The following is an 18,620-nucleotide window of genomic DNA, read 5'->3' as shown; positions in this document are numbered from 1 at the left end:
ACCCTGGCATCCTTATAACAGATGTCTCTTGGCAAACGGTTACTGGAATATCCGCCGAAACAAGCCTTGGCGGAAGGGGGGTGTTAACTCTTCGTTAACCCCCTGTGGCAGGTCTGCCGCGCCTATGGCGGGGTTTGCGCCCTGCACGGCGGCGGCAAATTGGGTCAGGGTGGCGAGGGCGGCGGCGTCGCTGACGGCGGCATCCTCCAGGGCCAGAACCGACAGGGTCGCCAGGCGCGGCCCGATATCCATGTAGACACGCCAGTAATCACTGGCGACGCCGACGACGTCTCCGGCGCTGGTATCGCGGGCGTGCAGCAGGAACATGCCCGCCTGCACGCGGGTATCCAGGATCTCGACAGAGCTTGCATCACCCGAACGGCTCAAAAGCGCGCGCCCGTCCTCGGACCGGAAAAAGGCTTCCAGCGCGCCAAGGTTCTCCGTCAATCCAGCCCCGCCCGAGGGCGCAGAGACGGCCGCGGTCAACACCGCCTGCACCTCCGGCTGCCCCGCCCGGGCCGAGCCCGAGATCGCGGCGCAATTGCCCAGAAGCACGAACCCCGTGTCGCCCGCGTTCCGCGTCGCCGTGGGGTCGACGCAGAAGCCCCGCGGCCCGGTGATCGTCACTTGATCCGACGTCACCTGCACCTGACGCGGCGCGTCAGCCCCTCCCCCCAGGCTCACACAAGCTGCGAGGAGGCCTTGGCCGAGGAGGAGCGCGACCCCAAGCCGAAGCCTAGAGGTCTGCATAAACGTGCTTTTCCTGCGCGGCGCCCGGATGGGTCACGGCGCCATAGCGCGCCTCGCCCACCAGTTGCGCGTATTTCCACAGCGCGCCCGAGGCATAGATCGTCTCGCGCGGGCCCTTCCAATTCGCGCGCCGCGCCTCCAACTCAGCATCGGTCAGCGCCACCGAAAGCTCCCCGGTGATCGCATTGATGGTGATCATATCGCCATTCTCCAGCAGGCCAATCGGCCCGCCCACGGCGGCCTCCGGCCCCACGTGTCCCACGCAGAACCCCCGCGTCGCGCCCGAGAACCGGCCATCGGTGATCAGCGCCACCTTCTTGCCCATGCCCTGGCCCGACAGCGCCGCGGTCGTTGCCAACATCTCACGCATACCGGGGCCGCCCTTGGGCCCCTCATTGCGGATAACGATCACTTCGCCTTCCTCGTAGCCCCGCGCCTTCACGGCGGCAAAGGCGTCTTCCTCACACTCAAACACACGGGCCGGGCCAGTGAACACCTGCTGTTCCTCGTCCATGCCCGCGACCTTCACGATCGCGCCTTCCACAGCCAGGTTGCCCTGCAAGCCCACGACGCCCCCGGTCTTGGTGATCGGGTTCTGAACCGTATGGACCACGCGGCCATCGGGCTCGCCCTGGATCTTGTCCAACGCCTCTTCCATCGTCTCGCCGGTGGCGGTCAGGCAATCGCCATGCAACAGCCCCTCTTTCAGAAGCTCTTTCATGACGACCGGCACGCCGCCCACCTCATAAAGGTCCTTGGCCACATATTGCCCGCCCGGCTTCATATCGACGAAGTAAGGCGTGTCCTTGAAGATATCGCAGACATCGAACAGGTCGAAATCGATCCCGGCCTCATGGGCAATCGCGGGCAGGTGCAGACCTGCGTTGGTCGAGCCACCGGTGCAGGCCACAACGCGCGCCGCATTCTCCAGCGCCTTGCGAGTGACGACGTCACGGGCGCGGATGTTGTTGTTGAGCAGGTTCATGACCGCCCGGCCCGAGGCCTCGCCGAATTCCTTCCGCCCCTCATAGGGCGCGGGCATGCCCGACGAGTTCAACATCGCCAGGCCAATCGCCTCACTTACGCAGGCCATCGTATTGGCAGTGAACTGACCGCCACAGGCCCCGGCGCTGGGGCAGGCCACGCGTTCCAGAACCGCCAGCGCCTCTTCGCTCAACTGGCCGGACTGATACTTGCCCACGGCCTCGAACATGTCCTGCACGGTCAGATCACGGTTGGCGAATTCCGCCGGGATATCCGCGCCCGCAGGCGCCTTGCCGGGCAGGATCGTGCCGCCATAGATGAAGACCGAGGGCACGTTCAGGCGCACCATCGCCATCATCATCCCGGGCAGGGATTTGTCGCAGCCCGCCAGCCCCACGATGGCGTCATAGCAGTGCCCCCGCATCGTCAGCTCCACCGTGTCGGTGATCGCATCGCGCGACGCCAGCGAAGACCGCATCCCCTCATGCCCCATCGCAATGCCATCGGTGACAGTGATCGTCGTAAACTCGCGCGGCGTGCCACTGGCATCCGCGACGCCGCGTTTGACCGACTGCGCCTGCCAGTTCAGCGCGATGTTACACGGCGCGGCCTCGTTCCAGCAGGTGGCTACGCCCACAAACGGCTGGTCAATCTGCTCCTGGGTCAGATCCATCGCATAGAAATACGAGCGATGCGGCGCGCGTTCGGGGCCTTCCGTCACGTGGCGGCTTGGCAGTTTGGATTTGTCTGGACGGTTGGCGGACATGGCGGATCTCCCTGAAACACGTGTTGCGTTCGGGATAGTGCGCAGGCGCGCGAGGGGCAAGAGAGAGACGGCGCGCCCGCCCCCCGCCGCTTCTACGCCAGCGCAGAGCCGTCCGAGCTGAGCAGATCCACCGACACAGGCCTGCCAGTGCCATCGATCTGGCAACTCCAGATCCCGGTGCCACCGATCTCCAACGTGTAGTCGCGCAAGGCGTCCCGCGCGTCCGAGCCCAGGACGTTGATGTCATCGACCGGGTTATTCGTCACAGCCCGCAATTCCTGGATGCAGGCCTCGGCCAGGGCGGCCGTCGCGGCAGGCGCCCCGTACGGCGGGACCGCGGATGGCCCGCCGACGCTCACACATCCCGTAAGTGCCCCCAACAGCGCACCCGCACCAACCCTGCCCATGATCTTCATGCCCAACCCTTTCGTCCGACGCCGCGCGTTACGCCAAAGTGTGCGAGACCCCCGCCCGCGCGTCTATGTGCGGATTAACAGGGGCAGGAAACACCGCCACAGAGGTGCAGAACCGCGATTGAAGGCGTCAGTATACCACGGTAGACTTCCCCAAACCGCCGAGACAACAAGGCCCCCCGATGCAGTACCCCGCCCACATCGAATTCGTGGCCCCCGCCCGCACGCGCCCGCAGCTCTGGCGTCTGCTCCTGGGGCTGATCGTGGCGATGCTGATCTATGGGGTCGGCATTGCCATGGTCTTTGGCGGCATATTCCTCGTCTCTGGCCTCGATGGCATGCAGGCCTGGGCCGCAGAGATGGTCGAGGCCACGGGCCCCACCGGCACGCTACTGATCCTGGCGACTTTCATTGGCATGGCCCTTGGGCCGATGCTGGCCGTGGTCTTGCTGCATGGCCGCAGTATCAGCAGCCTCTTCGGTCCGCTGCCGCGCACCCTGCGTCATTTCCTGGTGGCCATGGCCGTCTGCGTCGTGGCCTATGGCATCACGTTTTTCCTGCCCAGTGATCTTCGCATCGAACCGGCGATGGAGCGGGCGTTGTGGCTGTCGTTCCTGCCCCTGGCCCTGGTGGGCATCCTTCTGCAAACCGGCGCGGAAGAGATCCTGTTTCGCGGCTACGTCCAGCAACAACTGGCGGCGCGCTTTGCCTCTCCGTTGATCTGGATGGTGCTGCCCTCGCTCCTGTTCGCGGCGCTCCATTACCAGCCCTCCGTGATGGGCGACAACGCCATGCTTGTCGTCGCGGCGACCGGGCTTTTCGGCCTTCTGGCAGCGGATCTGACAGCCAAGACAGGCTCCATCGGGGCGGCCTGGGGCTTTCACTTCGCCAACAACGTGGTGGCGATCCTGATCGTGGCGCTCGACGGCCCGCTGTCGGGCCTGGCGCTCTACACGGCCCCGCTTTCAGCCGCCTCCGCAGAAATCCGGCCGCTGATCCTGCTGGATATGGGCACGACGGTGGTCACCTGGGTGTTGATCCGCCTGGCGGTCACCCGCGCCTCATAGGCTTTCGGCGTTTGCAATTCCACGCCGCGCACAATATCTGAGCCAAAGGCCAACAGACCGGATAGCGTGCCCATGAACTGGATCTCCAACTACGTCCGCCCGCGGATCAACTCCATCTTCTCGCGCCGCGAGACGCCCGAGAACCTGTGGTCCAAGTGCTCCGAATGCGGCACCATGCTGTTCCACCGGGAACTGACCGACAACCTCAACGTCTGCACCAACTGCGACCACCACATGGCGCTGACCCCGCGCGACCGCTTCACGGCACTGTTCGACAACGGCGTCTTTGCCCAGGTCGAAGTGCCCGAGCCGCTGGCTGACCCGCTCAAATTCCGCGATCAGAAGAAGTACCCCGACCGGATGAAAGCCGCCCGCGCCGCCACCTCCGAGACCGAGGCGATGCTGGTCGCCGAAGGCGACATTGGCCGCACCCCGATCGTGGCCGCAGCCCAAGACTTTTCCTTCATGGGCGGCTCGATGGGCATGTATGTGGGCAACGCGATCATCGCCGCCGCCGAACGTGCGGTGGCCACAGGCCGCCCGCTGATCCTGTTCTCCGCCGCAGGCGGCGCCCGGATGCAGGAAGGCATCCTGAGCCTGATGCAAATGCCGCGCACGACCGTTGCGATCCAGATGCTGAAAGAGGCAAACCTGCCCTACATTGTCGTGCTCACCCACCCCACAACGGGCGGTGTCACGGCGTCCTACGCCATGCTGGGCGATGTCCATATCGCCGAGCCCAACGCGCTGATCTGCTTCGCCGGCCCCCGCGTGATCGAGCAGACCATTCGCGAAAAACTGCCCGAAGGCTTCCAGCGCGCCGAATACCTGCTGGACCACGGCATGCTCGACCGCGTCACCCACCGCGCCCAGATGCGCGATGAGCTGATCACCATCACCCGGATGCTGATGGGCCAAACCCCCGCCGTCAAAGGCGACCTTCCCGCCCCGGAACCGGCCGAGCCTGCGGTCGAAACCGCCCCAGCGCCCGACCCCGACAGCGCGCCGGCCAAAACGGACTAGCGCCGCTCCCCTTTCATCTTGCCAGAAAAACTCCCGCCGGAGGCTCCCACACCAGCCCCAGGCGCCGCACTCTCAGGAAGAGCCATGACGCTGCAATCAGACCAATTGCTCGATCGGATGATGGCGCTGCATCCCAAGATCATTGACCTGACCCTGGACCGGATGTGGCGCATCCTCGCGGCGCTGGATCACCCAGAAAAGAGGATCCCGCCGGTCATCCACATCGCCGGCACCAACGGCAAAGGCTCCACCCAGGCAATGATCCGCGCGGGCCTCGAAGGCGCGGGCCTGGCCACCCACGCCTATACCTCGCCGCATCTCGCCCGTTTCCACGAACGCATCAGGCTGCGAGGAGATCTTATCGAGGAGGGGCTGCTCAGCGATATCCTCGACGCCTGCCTTGTGGCCAATGGCCCCGACCCGATCACCTACTTCGAGATCACAACGGCCGCCGCCCTGCAGGCCTTCGCCCAGACCCCCGCCGATTACACCTTGTTGGAGGTCGGGCTCGGCGGGCGGCTGGATGCCACCAATGTCATCGACAAGCCCGCCCTGACGGTGATCACGCCCATCGATATGGACCACCAGCAATTCCTGGGTGACACGCTCGCCGCCATCGCGGGCGAAAAAGCGGGCATCATCAAACGCGGCGTCCCGGTCATTGTCGGCCCCCAACAGGACGAGGCGCTTGAAGTGATCGAGGCGCGCGCCGCCCGCCTCGGCGCCCCTGTCGTCGCCTACGGCCAGCACTGGCACGTCACCACGGAGCGGGAGCGGCTGATCTTCCAGGATGAGACGGGCCTGCTGGACTTGCCCCTGCCAGCCCTGGCGGGACCGCACCAGATCCAGAACGCAGGCGCCGCCATCGCCGCCCTGCGCACACTCGGCCAAGGCGATGCGGATGCCGCCATGACCAACGTCACCTGGCCCGCCCGGATGCAGAAACTGCGTGAGGGCCCTCTGACGGAAGCAGCGCCCGAGGCCGAACTGTGGCTCGACGGCGGCCATAACCCCCATGCCGCGCGCGCCATTGCGGCGACGCTGGCGACCCTGCCCAAACGGCCCACCTATCTGATCTGCGGCATGCTCAACACCAAGGACGTCACCGGCTACATGGCGCCGCTGGTGCCTTGGGCGCAAAGCCTCACCGCCGTGTCCATCCCGGGCCAAACCGCAACGCTCAGCGCGGAAGATACCGCCGCGGCGGCCTCAACCGCGGGCATGAAGACCCAGATCGCCCCGAGCGTGGAAGCGGCGCTTTCCGCCATCACCGAGAAGGACCCCACGGCCCGCATTCTCATCTGCGGATCCCTCTACCTGGCGGGCGAGATCCTCAAGACGAACGGCTAAGGGGCACCGTCGCCTGCCTTGTCGCGCCGCCCACCCGCCCACCCCGACGCGCCAAGGCAGGCTTTCATCCAGTTGACCCCGGCCCAAACAAGCCCCACCTTCCCGGGTATGAAGTACACCGCGCTTATCGCCCTCATCCTTGCCGCAACGCCCGCGTCTGCCGCCCAGTTCCAGTTCTGCTGGGTGGGCGCCAATGGCTACACGATGGAAGGCCAGATCGGCTTCCCCGACGCCTACCTCGGCACCGGCCTGATCACCGAGACCGACGTGACCAGTTTCCAGATCATCGGCCTGGTCGATGGCGTCGCCATCGGCTCCTGGAACATGGCCGATGCCACGCCCGAGACGTCCTGGCTGCTGCGGTTCGATACTGACACGCTCAGCTTTCCCACCGGCGGCATTCGGTCCCAGAACTCCTATCAGGAGTGGAACGCCAACGGGCAGGTCAACAATTGCGGCGCGGTCGACGGCTTCGGCTGGAACGGTGGCAACTACGCGCAGGATGTCTGCATCAACAACGTCTGGATCGAGGATAGCTCCATCGACCCCGACACGCCGCTGTTCGCGCAACCGATGGATGTGCTGTTGAGCTGTGAAACCACGGTTCCCGTCAGCTGATGGCACATTCCGTCGACCTTGCCTCCTGGCCCCGTGCGGCGCAGTTCCAGTTCTTCCGCACCTACGCGCGGCCTCATTTTGCCGTCACCTCGCGCATCGATGTGACCGATCTGATGACGCGCCACAAACCGGCAGGCACCTCGCCGTATCGTGCCAGCCTCTATGCCATCGGCGCGGGCATCCATGCGGTGCCCGAGTTGTTGATGCGCTTCCGGGACAACGCCGTTGTGCGCCATGACGCGGTGGAGCTGTCGATGACGGTGCCCACCAAGGCGGGCAGCTTCTCTTACGCCTATGTGCCTTTCATGCCCGATTTCGCGAGCTTCGATGCAACCGCCAAATCCCTGATCGACGCCGTGGCAGCTGGGGGCGATCTGGCGGCGAACGCGGGTGAGCGCGATGACCTCGCCTACCTCTCCTGCATGCCCTGGCTGGACTACACGTCGCTGACCAACGCAATGCCCGGCCCGGAGGACTGCATCCCCCGCGTGGGGTGGGGCAAGATCGTGGAAGACGCAGGCCGTTTCTCGATGCCCATGACGTTGGAGGTTCACCACGCCCTGGCCGATGGCGCCCATGTCGGTGCCTATTTCGCCGCCGTGCAACAGGCGTTGGACGGGCTCTAGATCTTTTTCCGTCCGAAGGGTTTTGTCGGATCCTCTTTGTGCGCCACGGGAAGATCCTCGAACAAGCCTCCATCACTGGCGCCCCAGTCCCGCATCCAGGGCAGGGGGTCCGCCAGCGCACCGGATGCCTCCCACCGAAAATACCCCAACGCGCCACTCGCGGGCACGGGCACGCAGGGTTCCGGGTTGCGGAGCAGCAGTCCCGCCTCGCCGCCAAACCAGAGGCTGTCACTCTCGGTAATGACATCGACCACCTCGACCGTCCCGATGATCGCACGGCGGGGCAGGGCATCGGGGCGCGGGGTGTGCACGCCATCGCGCTGCCAGCGCCACACGAGGTAATCGTACTCCTCCCGTTTCATCCCGATCGATGCATGGATCGCGATCCGCCCGGGTCCCATCCGCCCCGCCCGGATCGACCCGAGCGAGCGGTTCTCCACCTCCTTGCCGCCATGAATGATCGCCCAGGCCGAGGGTTGCCGGACGGAAAGGGCCAGCGCGGGCAAAGGCTCTGTCATGGTGGCACTCCCGTGCTTGTCCGGCAGGTTTGTGGCGCAGCGGTGTACAGGTTGTGTACACCCGGTGTACGGATGTCACAGGGGCCTCAGATCAGTTTCTCTTAACTGACCTGTCCGGCCGCGCCCCATTCCGCGCCCTGCATTTCGCGCAGACGGCTGGCGGTCCGCTCAAACTCGAATGCCCCGGTGCCTTCCACATAAAGCGCCTCTGGCTCGGCCTCGGCGCTGGCGATCAGGCGGACGTGGCCCTCGTAAAGCGTGTCGATCAAGGTCACAAAACGCTTGGCCTCATTGGCGTTGGCAGGCCCCATCTGCGGGATGTCTTCCAGGACCAGAACGTTCGCCGCCCCCACCAACGCGAGGTAGTCCGCAGGCCCCAGCGCGGTGCCGCACAGCTGTGCGAAAGTTGCGCGCGCCTGGCCCGCCCAGAACCGCGGAATGACCACGCTGCGGCCCTTGACCTCAAGCGTCATCGGCTCGTCCCGGCCCCCGGTCAAATCGCGCCAAATCAGGTCAATGGCGCGCGTGGCCTCGGCATTGGCGGGGGTGAACCAGACCTGTTCGCCGGCCAGACGATCCTGCCGATAATCCGTCATGGCATCCAGCTCATCCACCTCCATCCGCTCTTCCAGAAGAGCGATAAAAGGCAGGAAAATCGCGCGGTTAAGCCCGTCCTTATATAGGTCCTTGGGGGGCCTGTTGGAGGTTGTGACGACGACAACGCCCGCCTCGAACAAGCGCTCGAACAGGCGACCTACGATCATTGCATCGGCAATGTCGGTGATCTGCATTTCGTCAAAGCACAAAAGGCGCAGGTCGCGGGCGATGTCATCGGCGACCGGCTTGATCGCGTCGTCCACCCCGGTCTTGCGCACCTCATGCAGGGCGGCTTGGACCTCCTGCATGAAGGCGTGGAAATGGACCCGCCGCTTGGCCGCAATGCCCGCGTGCTGGAAGAACATGTCCATCAGCATGGACTTGCCGCGCCCGACGCCGCCCCAGAGGTAAAGCCCCTGTTTTCCCAAGGGTTCCGCCTTGCGAAACCGTGCCAGAAAACGCTTGGGTTGCGGCGCCTCCAGGGCCTCGCGCACGGACTCCAGCCGTTCCATCACGGCCCGCTGCGCCGGGTCAGGACGTAAAAGCCCCTCCGAGACGCGGGTATCATAAAGCGAGGTCAGGTGTTGCGGCATGACTGGCGTTCTACCGGATAAACCGCCCGTTTGCCCATGGAAATCAGCATGTTCACAGAAATTCACCGCGCATGTCACAAGGTCTGATTTGACCCTCCTGCGCCGAGGCGGCACAGTCATGCGATCACCGCGTCAAGGAAGCCCCGTGGATCGCAAAGACACCCTCCTCACCCCGGTTCTGATCGGCGGCTGCTTCATCATCCTGATCAGCTTCTCGGTGCGCGCCAGCTTTGGCCTGTTCCAGATCCCCATCGCCGAGGAATTCGGCTGGCTGCGCGCCGAATTCAGCCTCGCCATCGCGATCCAGAACCTGGCCTGGGGCGTCGGCCAGCCGATTTTCGGCGCCCTGGCCGAGAAGTTCGGTGATCGCAAAGCGATCATGCTGGGGGTCGCGCTCTATGTGATCGGGCTTGCGGTGTCGGCCTATGCGATCACGCCGGGCCAGCACCATCTTCTTGAAATTCTTGTAGGGTTTGGCATTGCGGGCACTGGGTTTGGGGTGATCCTCGCCATGGTCGCCCGCGCCGCATCGGACGAAAACCGCTCGCTCACCCTGGGCATTGTCACCGCCGCGGGATCTGGCGGGCAGATCGTGGGTCCGCCCCTTGCCGAAGCGCTCTTGAGCGCGTTCCCGTGGCAATCCGTGTTCCTGATCTTTGCCGCGATGGTCTTTGCGTCGCTCCTCTTCCTGCCGCTCCTGCGCGCGCCTGAACGCGCGGCCACGCCGCAATTGGAAGAGACGATGGCCCAGATCGTCGGCAAGGCGCTGCGCGATCCGTCATTCACCCTGATCTTCGTGGGCTTCTTCTCCTGCGGCTACCAATTGGGCTTCATCACCGCCCATTTCCCCGCATTCATCACCGAGTTCTGTGGCCCGATCCCACCGGGTGGCGTCTTGCATTCCATGGGCGTCACAACGACCTCGGCCCTTGGCGCATTGGCGATCTCGGTCATTGGCCTGGCCAATATCGGCGGCACGCTGCTGGCGGCCTATCTGGGCAAGACCTACTCCAAGAAGAACCTTCTGGCGGGTATCTACACCGCCCGCACGATTGCCGCCGCGGCGTTCATCCTGATGCCGATCACGCCCACCTCCGTGATCGTCTTCTCCGCCGTCATGGGCTCGCTTTGGCTCGCCACCGTGCCGCTCACCAGCGGCCTCGTGGGCTACATCTACGGGCTGCGCTACATGGGAACACTCTACGGCATCGTGTTTTTCAGCCACCAATTGGGCGGCTTCATGGGGGTCTGGCTCGGCGGCGCGCTCTTTGACGCCACCGGAGATTACACCGCCGTTTGGTGGGTTGGCGTCGGCGTCGGCGCGCTCTCGGCGATCATCCACCTGCCAATCAAGGAAATCCCCCTCACCAAGCGCCTCCCACACGCCGCCTGACGCGCTCCTTCATCTTGCCCCTACAACTCCGGGGAGCGCGAGGGGCAGAGCCCCTCGCATTGGTCGCTCGCAAAGCGAGCGAAACACCGGTTAGCCAACCCGCACCGCATCCAGAATGTAGCGCGCCACCATCAGATCCAGATGCGCCCCGCCGCCATTCTTGCACAGGGTGATCTCGGCCTCCGACGTCCGTGTCACCATGTCCATGTCATAGAAATCCCCCACCACATCGGACTCGAAGAACACCCCTGCCTCCAGCGGGATCTTCAGCTCGCCGATGTGCCCGAACGTCGTCGCGCGACTGTCCACAAACACGCGGCTCCGACGCAACGCGTCATCATCGACCTCGCGCATATCGGGCCGATACGCGCCGATCAGGTCGAGGTGCGTGCCCGGCTGCAGCCATTTGCCCGCCAGGATCGGTTCGGTCGTCATGGTGCCGGTGCCGATGATGTCGGCCTCGCCTACCGCCTCTTCCAGATCGCGCGCGACTGTCATGCCGGGGTAGCGGGTCGCAAAGGCGGCAGCCTTGGCGAGGCTCCGGTTCCAGATGGTGAAAGCGGCCCCCGGGAAGGCGGCGGAATAGGCCTCGTAGAGCGATTGCGCCACGTTACCGGCCCCCACCAGAAGGATCCGCTGCGCGTCCGGGCGCGCCAGTTTGCGGGCCGCCAACAGGCTGTCGCCTGCCGTCTTCCACTTGGTCAGAAGATGGAAATCGATGATCGCTTCAAGCGATCCATCCCGGTCCGAGAACAGGCACACGCCACCGTTGATCGCGGGTTTGCCCAAAGCCTTGTTGCCGGGAAAAATCGTCGCCGTCTTGGCCAATTGCCCCAGCCCATCGATCCACGCCGCGCGGCTCAGCAGAGTATCATCGCCGCGATAAAGGAAGGTATCACCGATCTCGGCGCGGGGCAGGCGGTGGCCTGCCTCGATGGCATCGCTCAGCGCGATCCAGTCCAGCTTTTCCTCTGCCTCGGGTCCGATGATCACCGTCATAACCCCGCCTCCTTCTCGCTCAACAGTCCCTCTTGGACGAGCCTTTCCGCCCATCCTCGCGGACCCTCGAACACATGGGTCTGCCACCCCCGGGCCGCGGCTGCGGCGATATTATCGGCGCGGTCGTCGGTGAACAGCAGGCTCTCGGGCGGTAGGCCGCAATCCGCCTCAACCCGCCGAAAGATCTCGGCGTCCGGCTTTATCACGCCCATATGCCCCGAGATGTAGGAGTGGTCGAATTCGCTCAGGAACGGATATTCGGGCTTTGCGATGTCAAAGGTCTCGATCCCGAAATTCGACAGGGCAAAGACGGGCACGCCGCCTTGGCGCAAATGGCGGAGGAGCGTGACCGAATGGGGAATGACCGGCGAGGCCATGTGCAGCCAGTCGTCATGCCACAGCATGATCTCATCGTGGAAATCGGGGTAGGCGGCGGCCGTTTCCACCACCATCTCGCGGAAGTTCTCGCCGCGATCCACCCGGTCGTTCATCCCGTGCAGATCGACTGCGGCGAACACTTCGCGCCGCCGCGTCTCGCCAATCACCCGGTCATAATGCCGCTCGGGTTGCCATTCGATCAGAACGTTACCGATGTCGAAAATGACGGCTTCAACGGCCATCAGACGGCGTAGAGCGCTTCGGCGTGAAAATTCACGTGGTCTTCCATGAAGCTCGACACGAAGAAGTAGGAATGATCATAGCCCTCCTGCAATCGCAATTGCAGATCCTGGCGGCGAAGTGCTGCGGCATGGGCCAGGGCTTCGGTCTTCAAAAGGTCGCCAAACTGGTCGTTGGTGCCGGTGTCGATCAGCATCGGCCCGTCAAAGCCCGCCGCATGCATCAGCAGCGTGGCATCATGGGGGGCCCATGCCTCTTCATCCTCGCCCAGATACGCGGTCAATTGCTTGCGGCCCCACTCGCTGTCGGTGGGGTTGCAGATCGGTGCGAAGGCCGAGACGGAGGTGAAGCGATCCGGGTGCCGCATGGCGATGGTCAACGCGCCGTGGCCGCCCATGGAATGCCCGGTGATGGCCTGGCGTTCCTGATCGAGCGCGAAGGACTTGAACAGCAGCCCGGGCAGATCGTCCACGATGTAGTCCCACATGTTGAAATGTGGCGCCCACGGCGATTGCGTGGCGTTCACGTAGAAACCCGCGCCTTGGCCCAAATCATAGGCCGGATCATCGGCCACGTCCTCGCCGCGCGGCGAGGTGTCGGGGAAAACCAGCGCGATGCCCTGCTCGGCGGCCCATCCCTGGGCGCCCGCTTTGCTCATGGCGTTCTCATGGGTGCAGGTCAGGCCCGACAGATACCACAGGACGGGCACCGGCCCGTGCGCCGCTTCGCCCGGCATGAAAAGGCCGAAGGTCATGTCACAGCCCGTCGCATCGGACCGGTGCGTGTAGACGCCTTGCGTGCCGCCGAAGGCCTTGTTTTCGGAAATGGTTTCCATTGGCTCGATGCTCCCCAACCTATTTTGTCATGGAGTAGCGCGGGCGACCCGGAAAGCGCAATGTTTACGTGCCCAAGGGCCCCGTTTACGTGCCCGAAAGCGGCGCCAACCAGGCAATCACCGCAGAAACCGTCAAAATCGACAGAGCGGTAGAGATCAGGATCGTCGCCGAGACCCTTTGCGGCGCCACCCCGTAGTGCTGCGCCAGGATGTAGACATTGCCCGCCACGGGCAGAGAGGCGGCGGCAATCATCACCGCCGCGTCGTAATCGGGCACGTCAAAGATCCACAGTGCGGCGACGGCGACAGCCAGCGGATGCAGGACCAGTTTGCAGAAGGTAAGCCAACCCGCGACGGACATCCGTTCCGCGGATTTGTCCGCCAGCGACGCACCGATGGCGAAAAGCGCGCCGGGGGTCGCCGCCGCCCCCAGGATCGCCAGGAACTCATTGACCGGGCCAGGCACGGCAAGGCCCGTCGTGGACCACGCGAGGCCCAGGGTGATCGAGACGATCATCGGGTTCTTCAACAATCCAAGGCCCACGGTGCGCAGGACACCCAAAGACATCCGCCCGTCGCGCGATCCGGTGACGATGATCACGATCAGGCTGGAGAATACGATCAGATCCACCGACAGAACCAGGATCACCGGGCCTGCCGCCGCTTCCCCCAGCAACACGACGAGCATCGGGATGCCCAGAAAACCGACGTTACCGATGATGGCACATTGCGCCTCGAACGCGGCTTCGGCGACGGGGCGCTTGCGGGCCATCGCGACCGCCGTGGCGATCAGGTAGACGACGATGCAGGCCGAAAGGTAGGCGCCCACGAACTGCCAATCGATGATGTCAGACAGCGACAGATTGGCCGCAAACCGGAACAACATCGCCGAGAGAGCGAAGTAGAAGACGAACTTCGTAAGGTAGGCCGCTGCCTCGGACGTGAAGAACCCGGTGCGGCAGGCTTGGAAACCCAGCGCGATCAGGGCGAAGAAGGGCAGCGTCTTCAAGAAGATCTCGAGCATATCCCAGCGCTATGCCAAGCGCCCGCCACTGTCCAGCAAGCGACTTGCCCAAACGTCCAGCTTGCCGGAACTGAACTAAGTAGTTTACAATAGGTGTCAGGAGAGAGACGCCACCTTATGAACGCTGAGTTACAGATCAAGAAAGGTCGTAAGTACGACCAGGTCGTCGCCGGGGCGCGTGCTGTGTTCATGCGCGAAGGTTTTGAAGGGGCGTCCGTCGATGAAATCGCGCGGGATGCGGGCGTCTCGAAAGCGACGCTTTACAGCTATTTCCCCGACAAGCAGCATCTGTTTCTTGAGGTGCTGAAGACCGAATGCACCGCCCAGTCTGAGGTTGAAGTGCTGTTCGAGCAGGTCGGCCTGAGTGTCGAGGAAAAGCTGGCCGTGATCTGCAAGAAGCTGATCACGTTCTTCGTCAGCGATTTCGGGCAGGACATGTTCCGCGTCTGCGTCGCCGAGGCCAAGCGCTTCCCTGAGTTGGGAGAGACCTTCTACGCCAGCGGCCCCAAGCATTGGGGGGAGAAGATCGCGGGGTTCCTGTGCAGTGACAAGTCCCGCGCCTGCCTGGACATCGAAGACCCGCTGCTGGCGGCTGACCAACTGGCGCAGCTGTGCCGGACTGACCTGATGTTGAAGGTGATGTTCGGGATCGAGAAGGACCCCTCGGAAGAGGAATTGGACCGCATTGTGGATGAGGCCGTGCGCACCTTCCTGGCTCGCTACCGCCGGGTGCCCAAGGCGATGGGCTAAGCGACCGTAAACCGGAAATCACGAGAGATTTCATCTTCGCAGATGCGCAGATTCTGAACGCCTGCGCCGCGCAAGGCGCTTGGCCAAAACGCGAGACCCGCGGCGTTGGTCATCAAGACCGATACCTCCCACCGACCCGGATGGGCGGAGAGGAGCGCAGGCAAAATCCTTGTCCCCACGCCACGCCGCCGTGCCACCGGGTAGACGCAGAACTCGGCGATTTCAAAGTCAAGGTCCGGCTCGTCCAGGCCGCGCACAAAGGCAAAGCCCAGGGGCCCCGCGTCCCCGAACAGATAGGGAAAGCGATCCCTGGGCGCTTGCCAGTAGAGGTCAAAGTAGGGGTCCGGCGTTTGCCGCGTTTCCTGCGGGACCAGCTCGGCCATATAGGCGGCATAGGCCTCGCTAACGTCCGCCTTCTCCGCCTCGGATGCCAGCCACAACCGCACTTAGGTCAATCCAGGCGGCGCACCAGAAGCTGGTTGCCCTGGCCGCGCTTAACTTCCAGCATCTTGAGGCTTTCCACCAGATCACTCAGCTTGCGCTTGCCATAGGTGCGGGTGTCGAAATCGGGGTTGGCGGCGGTCATGTATTGGCCAAGCTGCCCCAGCGAATACCAATCGTCGTCCTGTTCAATCGCCTCCATCGCGCGAAAGATCAGGTCACGCGCCTCGTTAATCGGGGCGGCCTGGGGCTTGGGTTCGGACTTGGCGGCAGGGGTGCCTTTGGGCTGATCGGGCAGGATGTTCTCGATGAAAATGAACCGCTTGCAGGCCTTGCGGAACGCCTCGGGCGTTTTCTGCTGGCCGATACCGTAAACGTCGAGGCCCTGTTCGCGGATGCGGCTGGCGAGCCGGGTGAAATCACTGTCGGAGGACACCAAAACAAATCCGTCAAACCGGCCCGAGTGCAGCACATCCATCGCGTCGATCACCAGCGCGATGTCTGACGCATTCTTGCCCACGGTGTTGGCGGGCTGGTGAAACGGCACGATGCCATATTCCGCCTGCACCCCGGACCAGCCCTTCATGTGGGTCGAGCTGAAATCGCCATAGATGCGCCGCACAGAGGCTTCGCCAAACCGCGCGATCTCTTCAAAGATCGCCTGGGCGTGCTTGTGGGATGTGTTGTCGGCATCGATCAGGACGGCAAGAAGGGGCGTATCATTGGCCAACGGGAAATACCTCGGGCGATAGGGTGGAGCAGGTTTCGCGCCCGTGCCAGATGCTGCGCAGCGCATCGGCTTGGACGAAGGTCAGATTGGGGATGTACAGCGTCCCGGAGGTGATTGGCGAGAGGTTTTCGACCTCCAGCGCCCGAGCCCCGCAAATTGACACGGTCATCGCGAAGCCTTCGGCCAGGGTGGTCCAGTCCGCGAGGTCTTGTTTCGCGCCGTCAAACAAGCGGATGAACACATCCGTCTGGTCGCCGGAGGAGGCGATTTCAATCTCGCGCACGTCAATGGGGGAGATCGCATTCATCCTGCCGATGGTCGTGTAGCTCAACATCGGAAGCTCGGGCAGATTGGTCAGCAGGGACAGCGGATTCCCCGTCTGAGACGCCACGGGAAGTGGCGGGAAGAGTGCGAAGGCAAGGGCCAGAGCGGGCAGATGAGACTTCATCATGTCACCCTATCGGACGTTTGAAGGCTTCACCAGAAGTCAGGGGACCCGCAAAAAAGGGCCACCGAAGTGGCCCTTTCACAAGGTGATAGTCCGGGGCGCTTACTTCGTGCCGCCCGGTGCAGGTACGGGCGCGGGGGCCGCGCCGCCGGGCACGCCGTTGCCGTCGACCACTTCATCCCAGATGTCGCCCAGGCGATCTGCAATGGTCTCGCGCGCGTCGCTGTCGTCGTCGACGTTGTAGACCACCAGGAAGGGCGCCACGAGGCCACTTTCGTCGGCGCAGATGAACAGCCCGTCTACCACTTCGCCGCGCAGGTCATAGCCGCCAATGGTCCAGTTCGACCGCCCGGTGAACCCGTCGCCGCCAAACCGCTGGCGGTAGGTGTCAAACGTCGTCTCGGCGTAGTTCATGCAGGTATCACGGTCTGGCAGGGACGAGAAATCTGTGACCGTCCAGCCTTCGGCCTGAGCGGCCCCGGCGGCGGCCAGCGACAATGCGGCGACAGTCAGAATACGTGTGGGTTTCATTAGGGATCCTTTCTCAAAGTCTTCTTCGGGTAATTTCGGGACTAGTAGACGACAACCGAGCGGATGGATTCTCCGCGGTGCATCAGGTCGAAACCTTCGTTGATGTTGTCGAGCGTCAGGGTGTGGGTGATCATTGGATCGATCTCGATCTTGCCGTCCATGTACCAATCGACGATCTGCGGCACGTCGGTACGCCCGCGGGCACCACCAAAGGCCGTGCCACGCCAGCTGCGCCCGGTGACAAGCTGGAAGGGGCGCGTGCTGATCTCGGCGCCTGCAGGAGCCACGCCGATGATGATGCTTTCGCCCCACCCCTTGTGGCAGGCTTCCAGCGCGGTGCGCATGACGTCCACGTTGCCGGTGGCGTCAAAGGTGTAATCCGCGCCGCCGCCTGTCAGCTCCACTAGATGACCAACGAGATCGCCGGTGACATCCTTGGGGTTCACGAAATCGGTCATGCCGAAATGCGTCGCCATCTCGACCTTGCCAGGGTTCAGGTCCACGCCCACGATCTGATCTGCGCCGGCAAGGCGCAGGCCCTGGATCACGTTGAGGCCGATACCGCCGAGGCCGAAGACAATCGCGCGGCTGCCGATCTCGACTTTCGCCGTATAGATCACGGCACCAATGCCCGTCGTCACGCCGCAGCCGATGTAGCAGATCTTGTCAAACGGCGCGTCGGAGCGGACCTTCGCCAAGGACACCTCGGGCACCACGGTGTGGTTCGCGAAGGTGGAACAGCCCATGTAGTGCAAGATCGGCGTACCATCGAGCATGGAGAATCGCGAAGACCCGTCGGGCATTAGACCCTGGCCTTGCGTCGCCCGGACCTTCTGGCACAGGTTCGTCTTGGGGTTGAGGCAATATTCGCACTCGCGACACTCCGCCGTGTAAAGCGGGATCACGTGATCGCCGGGCTTCAGAGAGGTCACACCGGGGCCGACTTCCAGCACGACGCCCGCGCCTTCATGGCCAAGAATTGCAGGGAAAAGCCCCTCGGGGTCAGCGCCGGACAGGGTGAATTCGTCCGTATGACAGATGCCCGTGGCCTTGATCTCGACCAGAACCTCACCGGCGCGCGGGCCGTCGAGGTTTACTTCCATAACTTCCAGTGGCTTGCCCGCTTCCAAAGCGACTGCTGCACGTGTGCGCATATTGTTGTGTCCTCCCACAGACTTGTGTTTGTCCAAGACTGTGACAATCTCGAATACAAAGCAACGGAGGATACCATGACCCGTTTCCCTTTGATCGCGGCCTTGATCGCGCTGCCGGTGATGACCATGGCGCAATCGGATGATCCAGACACCTGCGGTGCGGCGGGGTTTCAGGGCCTCGTGGGCCAAAGCGCCGAGATTGCCGCGATGTTGGTGCTGGACCAGCCCAAGCGCGTGATCACCCCCGGCTCGATCGTAACGCGAGACCACCGGTTGGAGCGGATCAATTTCGACGTGGACAACGATAACGTCATCACAAGCATCTATTGCGGGTAGCCTGGGAGGTTACGGGATTCCAGCGGTGATGGCGGGGGCGGTTTGGGGTAGGTTAT

22 protein-coding genes are annotated in these 18,620 nt (G+C 63.7%); 8 read left to right on the top strand and 14 right to left on the bottom strand.

Going from position 1 to position 18,620, the window contains the following annotated elements; all coding sequences use genetic code 11:
• Positions 1–39: 39 nt before the first annotated feature.
• The 3 genes from AC6I9R_RS00350 to AC6I9R_RS00340 form a co-directional block, all read right to left on the bottom strand.
• The gene (locus AC6I9R_RS00350) at positions 40–750 is read right to left on the bottom strand and encodes a hypothetical protein (protein WP_461428763.1); all 711 of its coding nucleotides are present in this window, start codon (positions 748–750) and stop codon (positions 40–42) included.
• On the bottom strand, positions 737–2,500 hold the full coding sequence (gene ilvD / locus AC6I9R_RS00345) for a dihydroxy-acid dehydratase (RefSeq protein WP_461428762.1): 1,764 nt from the start codon (positions 2,498–2,500) through the stop codon (positions 737–739). The genes AC6I9R_RS00350 and ilvD overlap by 14 nt, the downstream gene beginning before the upstream one ends.
• Before the next feature lie 92 nt (positions 2,501–2,592).
• Positions 2,593–2,916 carry a hypothetical protein gene (locus tag AC6I9R_RS00340; protein ID WP_461428761.1) on the bottom strand — a complete coding sequence of 108 codons (324 nt, stop codon included), beginning with the start codon at positions 2,914–2,916 and terminating at the stop codon, positions 2,593–2,595.
• A gap of 179 nt (positions 2,917–3,095) precedes the next feature.
• On the opposite strand from AC6I9R_RS00340, the gene AC6I9R_RS00335 reads away from it, so the two are divergent.
• The 5 genes from AC6I9R_RS00335 (at position 3,096) to AC6I9R_RS00315 (ending at position 7,597) form a co-directional block, all read left to right on the top strand.
• A complete protein-coding gene (locus AC6I9R_RS00335; RefSeq protein ID WP_461428760.1) occupies positions 3,096–3,980 on the top strand; it encodes a CPBP family intramembrane glutamic endopeptidase in 885 nt (294 codons plus the stop codon).
• Between the two features lie 72 nt (positions 3,981–4,052).
• Positions 4,053–5,003, top strand: a complete 951-nt coding sequence (gene accD, locus AC6I9R_RS00330) for an acetyl-CoA carboxylase, carboxyltransferase subunit beta (protein WP_461428759.1) — start codon at positions 4,053–4,055, stop codon at positions 5,001–5,003.
• 84 nt (positions 5,004–5,087) lie between these two features.
• Positions 5,088–6,353 carry a bifunctional folylpolyglutamate synthase/dihydrofolate synthase gene (locus AC6I9R_RS00325; protein WP_461428758.1) on the top strand — a complete coding sequence of 422 codons (1,266 nt, stop codon included), beginning with the start codon at positions 5,088–5,090 and terminating at the stop codon, positions 6,351–6,353.
• Positions 6,354–6,461: 108 nt separating this feature from the next.
• A complete protein-coding gene (locus tag AC6I9R_RS00320) occupies positions 6,462–6,971 on the top strand; it encodes a hypothetical protein (RefSeq protein ID WP_461428757.1) in 510 nt (169 codons plus the stop codon).
• Positions 6,971–7,597, top strand: coding sequence for a CatA-like O-acetyltransferase (locus AC6I9R_RS00315; protein ID WP_461428756.1), 627 nt, complete (start codon positions 6,971–6,973; stop codon positions 7,595–7,597). Before AC6I9R_RS00320 ends, AC6I9R_RS00315 begins: the two co-directional genes overlap by 1 nt.
• On the opposite strand, the gene AC6I9R_RS00310 is transcribed toward AC6I9R_RS00315, so the two are convergent.
• Both AC6I9R_RS00310 and zapE read right to left on the bottom strand, forming a co-directional pair.
• Positions 7,594–8,115 carry an ASCH domain-containing protein gene (locus tag AC6I9R_RS00310; protein WP_461428755.1) on the bottom strand — a complete coding sequence of 174 codons (522 nt, stop codon included), beginning with the start codon at positions 8,113–8,115 and terminating at the stop codon, positions 7,594–7,596. The two genes, AC6I9R_RS00315 and AC6I9R_RS00310, sit on opposite strands and share 4 nt — an antisense overlap.
• Positions 8,116–8,216: 101 nt before the next feature.
• Entirely contained in the window at positions 8,217–9,305 is a 1,089-nt protein-coding gene (gene zapE / locus AC6I9R_RS00305; protein ID WP_461428754.1) for a cell division protein ZapE, read from the bottom strand.
• A 145-nt stretch (positions 9,306–9,450) separates the two neighbouring features.
• Here zapE and AC6I9R_RS00300 point away from each other — a divergent pair, with 145 nt between their 5' ends.
• Positions 9,451–10,698 (top strand): MFS transporter, encoded by a 1,248-nt coding sequence (locus tag AC6I9R_RS00300; protein ID WP_461428753.1) that lies wholly within the window; start codon positions 9,451–9,453, stop codon positions 10,696–10,698.
• Between the two features lie 90 nt (positions 10,699–10,788).
• Here the strand turns inward: AC6I9R_RS00300 and AC6I9R_RS00295 are convergent, their stop codons facing one another.
• The 4 genes from AC6I9R_RS00295 to AC6I9R_RS00280 form a co-directional block, all read right to left on the bottom strand.
• The gene (locus tag AC6I9R_RS00295; protein WP_461428752.1) at positions 10,789–11,697 is read right to left on the bottom strand and encodes an ornithine cyclodeaminase family protein; all 909 of its coding nucleotides are present in this window, start codon (positions 11,695–11,697) and stop codon (positions 10,789–10,791) included.
• On the bottom strand, positions 11,694–12,317 hold the full coding sequence (locus AC6I9R_RS00290; protein WP_461428751.1) for an HAD family hydrolase: 624 nt from the start codon (positions 12,315–12,317) through the stop codon (positions 11,694–11,696). Before AC6I9R_RS00290 ends, AC6I9R_RS00295 begins: the two co-directional genes overlap by 4 nt.
• Positions 12,317–13,150: an S-formylglutathione hydrolase gene (gene fghA, locus AC6I9R_RS00285; RefSeq protein ID WP_461428750.1), complete on the bottom strand. Its 834-nt coding sequence runs from the start codon at positions 13,148–13,150 to the stop codon at positions 12,317–12,319. Before fghA ends, AC6I9R_RS00290 begins: the two co-directional genes overlap by 1 nt.
• 85 nt (positions 13,151–13,235) lie before the next feature.
• A complete protein-coding gene (locus tag AC6I9R_RS00280; RefSeq protein WP_461428749.1) occupies positions 13,236–14,174 on the bottom strand; it encodes an AEC family transporter in 939 nt (312 codons plus the stop codon).
• Between the two features lie 117 nt (positions 14,175–14,291).
• On the opposite strand from AC6I9R_RS00280, the gene AC6I9R_RS00275 reads away from it, so the two are divergent.
• Complete coding sequence (locus tag AC6I9R_RS00275; protein WP_461428748.1) at positions 14,292–14,924, top strand: TetR/AcrR family transcriptional regulator; 633 nt, start codon at positions 14,292–14,294, stop codon at positions 14,922–14,924.
• Here the strand turns inward: AC6I9R_RS00275 and AC6I9R_RS00270 are convergent.
• From AC6I9R_RS00270 to AC6I9R_RS00250, 5 genes are all read right to left on the bottom strand, one after another.
• Complete coding sequence (locus tag AC6I9R_RS00270) at positions 14,921–15,364, bottom strand: GNAT family N-acetyltransferase (protein WP_461428747.1); 444 nt, start codon at positions 15,362–15,364, stop codon at positions 14,921–14,923. The genes AC6I9R_RS00275 and AC6I9R_RS00270 overlap by 4 nt on opposite strands.
• A gap of 11 nt (positions 15,365–15,375) precedes the next feature.
• Complete coding sequence (locus AC6I9R_RS00265) at positions 15,376–16,095, bottom strand: NYN domain-containing protein (RefSeq protein WP_461428746.1); 720 nt, start codon at positions 16,093–16,095, stop codon at positions 15,376–15,378.
• A complete protein-coding gene (locus AC6I9R_RS00260; RefSeq protein WP_461428745.1) occupies positions 16,085–16,546 on the bottom strand; it encodes a hypothetical protein in 462 nt (153 codons plus the stop codon). Before AC6I9R_RS00260 ends, AC6I9R_RS00265 begins: the two co-directional genes overlap by 11 nt.
• Before the next feature lie 99 nt (positions 16,547–16,645).
• Positions 16,646–17,074 (bottom strand): hypothetical protein, encoded by a 429-nt coding sequence (locus AC6I9R_RS00255; protein WP_461428744.1) that lies wholly within the window; start codon positions 17,072–17,074, stop codon positions 16,646–16,648.
• Positions 17,075–17,115: 41 nt separating this feature from the next.
• Positions 17,116–18,228, bottom strand: a complete 1,113-nt coding sequence (locus AC6I9R_RS00250; RefSeq protein ID WP_461428743.1) for an S-(hydroxymethyl)glutathione dehydrogenase/class III alcohol dehydrogenase — start codon at positions 18,226–18,228, stop codon at positions 17,116–17,118.
• 75 nt (positions 18,229–18,303) lie between these two features.
• Here AC6I9R_RS00250 and AC6I9R_RS00245 point away from each other — a divergent pair, with 75 nt between their 5' ends.
• The gene (locus AC6I9R_RS00245) at positions 18,304–18,564 is read left to right on the top strand and encodes an I78 family peptidase inhibitor (protein WP_461428742.1); all 261 of its coding nucleotides are present in this window, start codon (positions 18,304–18,306) and stop codon (positions 18,562–18,564) included.
• The last annotated feature ends 56 nt before the right edge of the window (positions 18,565–18,620 follow it).

This window comes from Gymnodinialimonas sp. (assembly GCF_059726805.1).
Note: the sequence above shows the minus strand (reverse complement) of the source record. Positions and strands in the feature narration are given on the sequence as shown.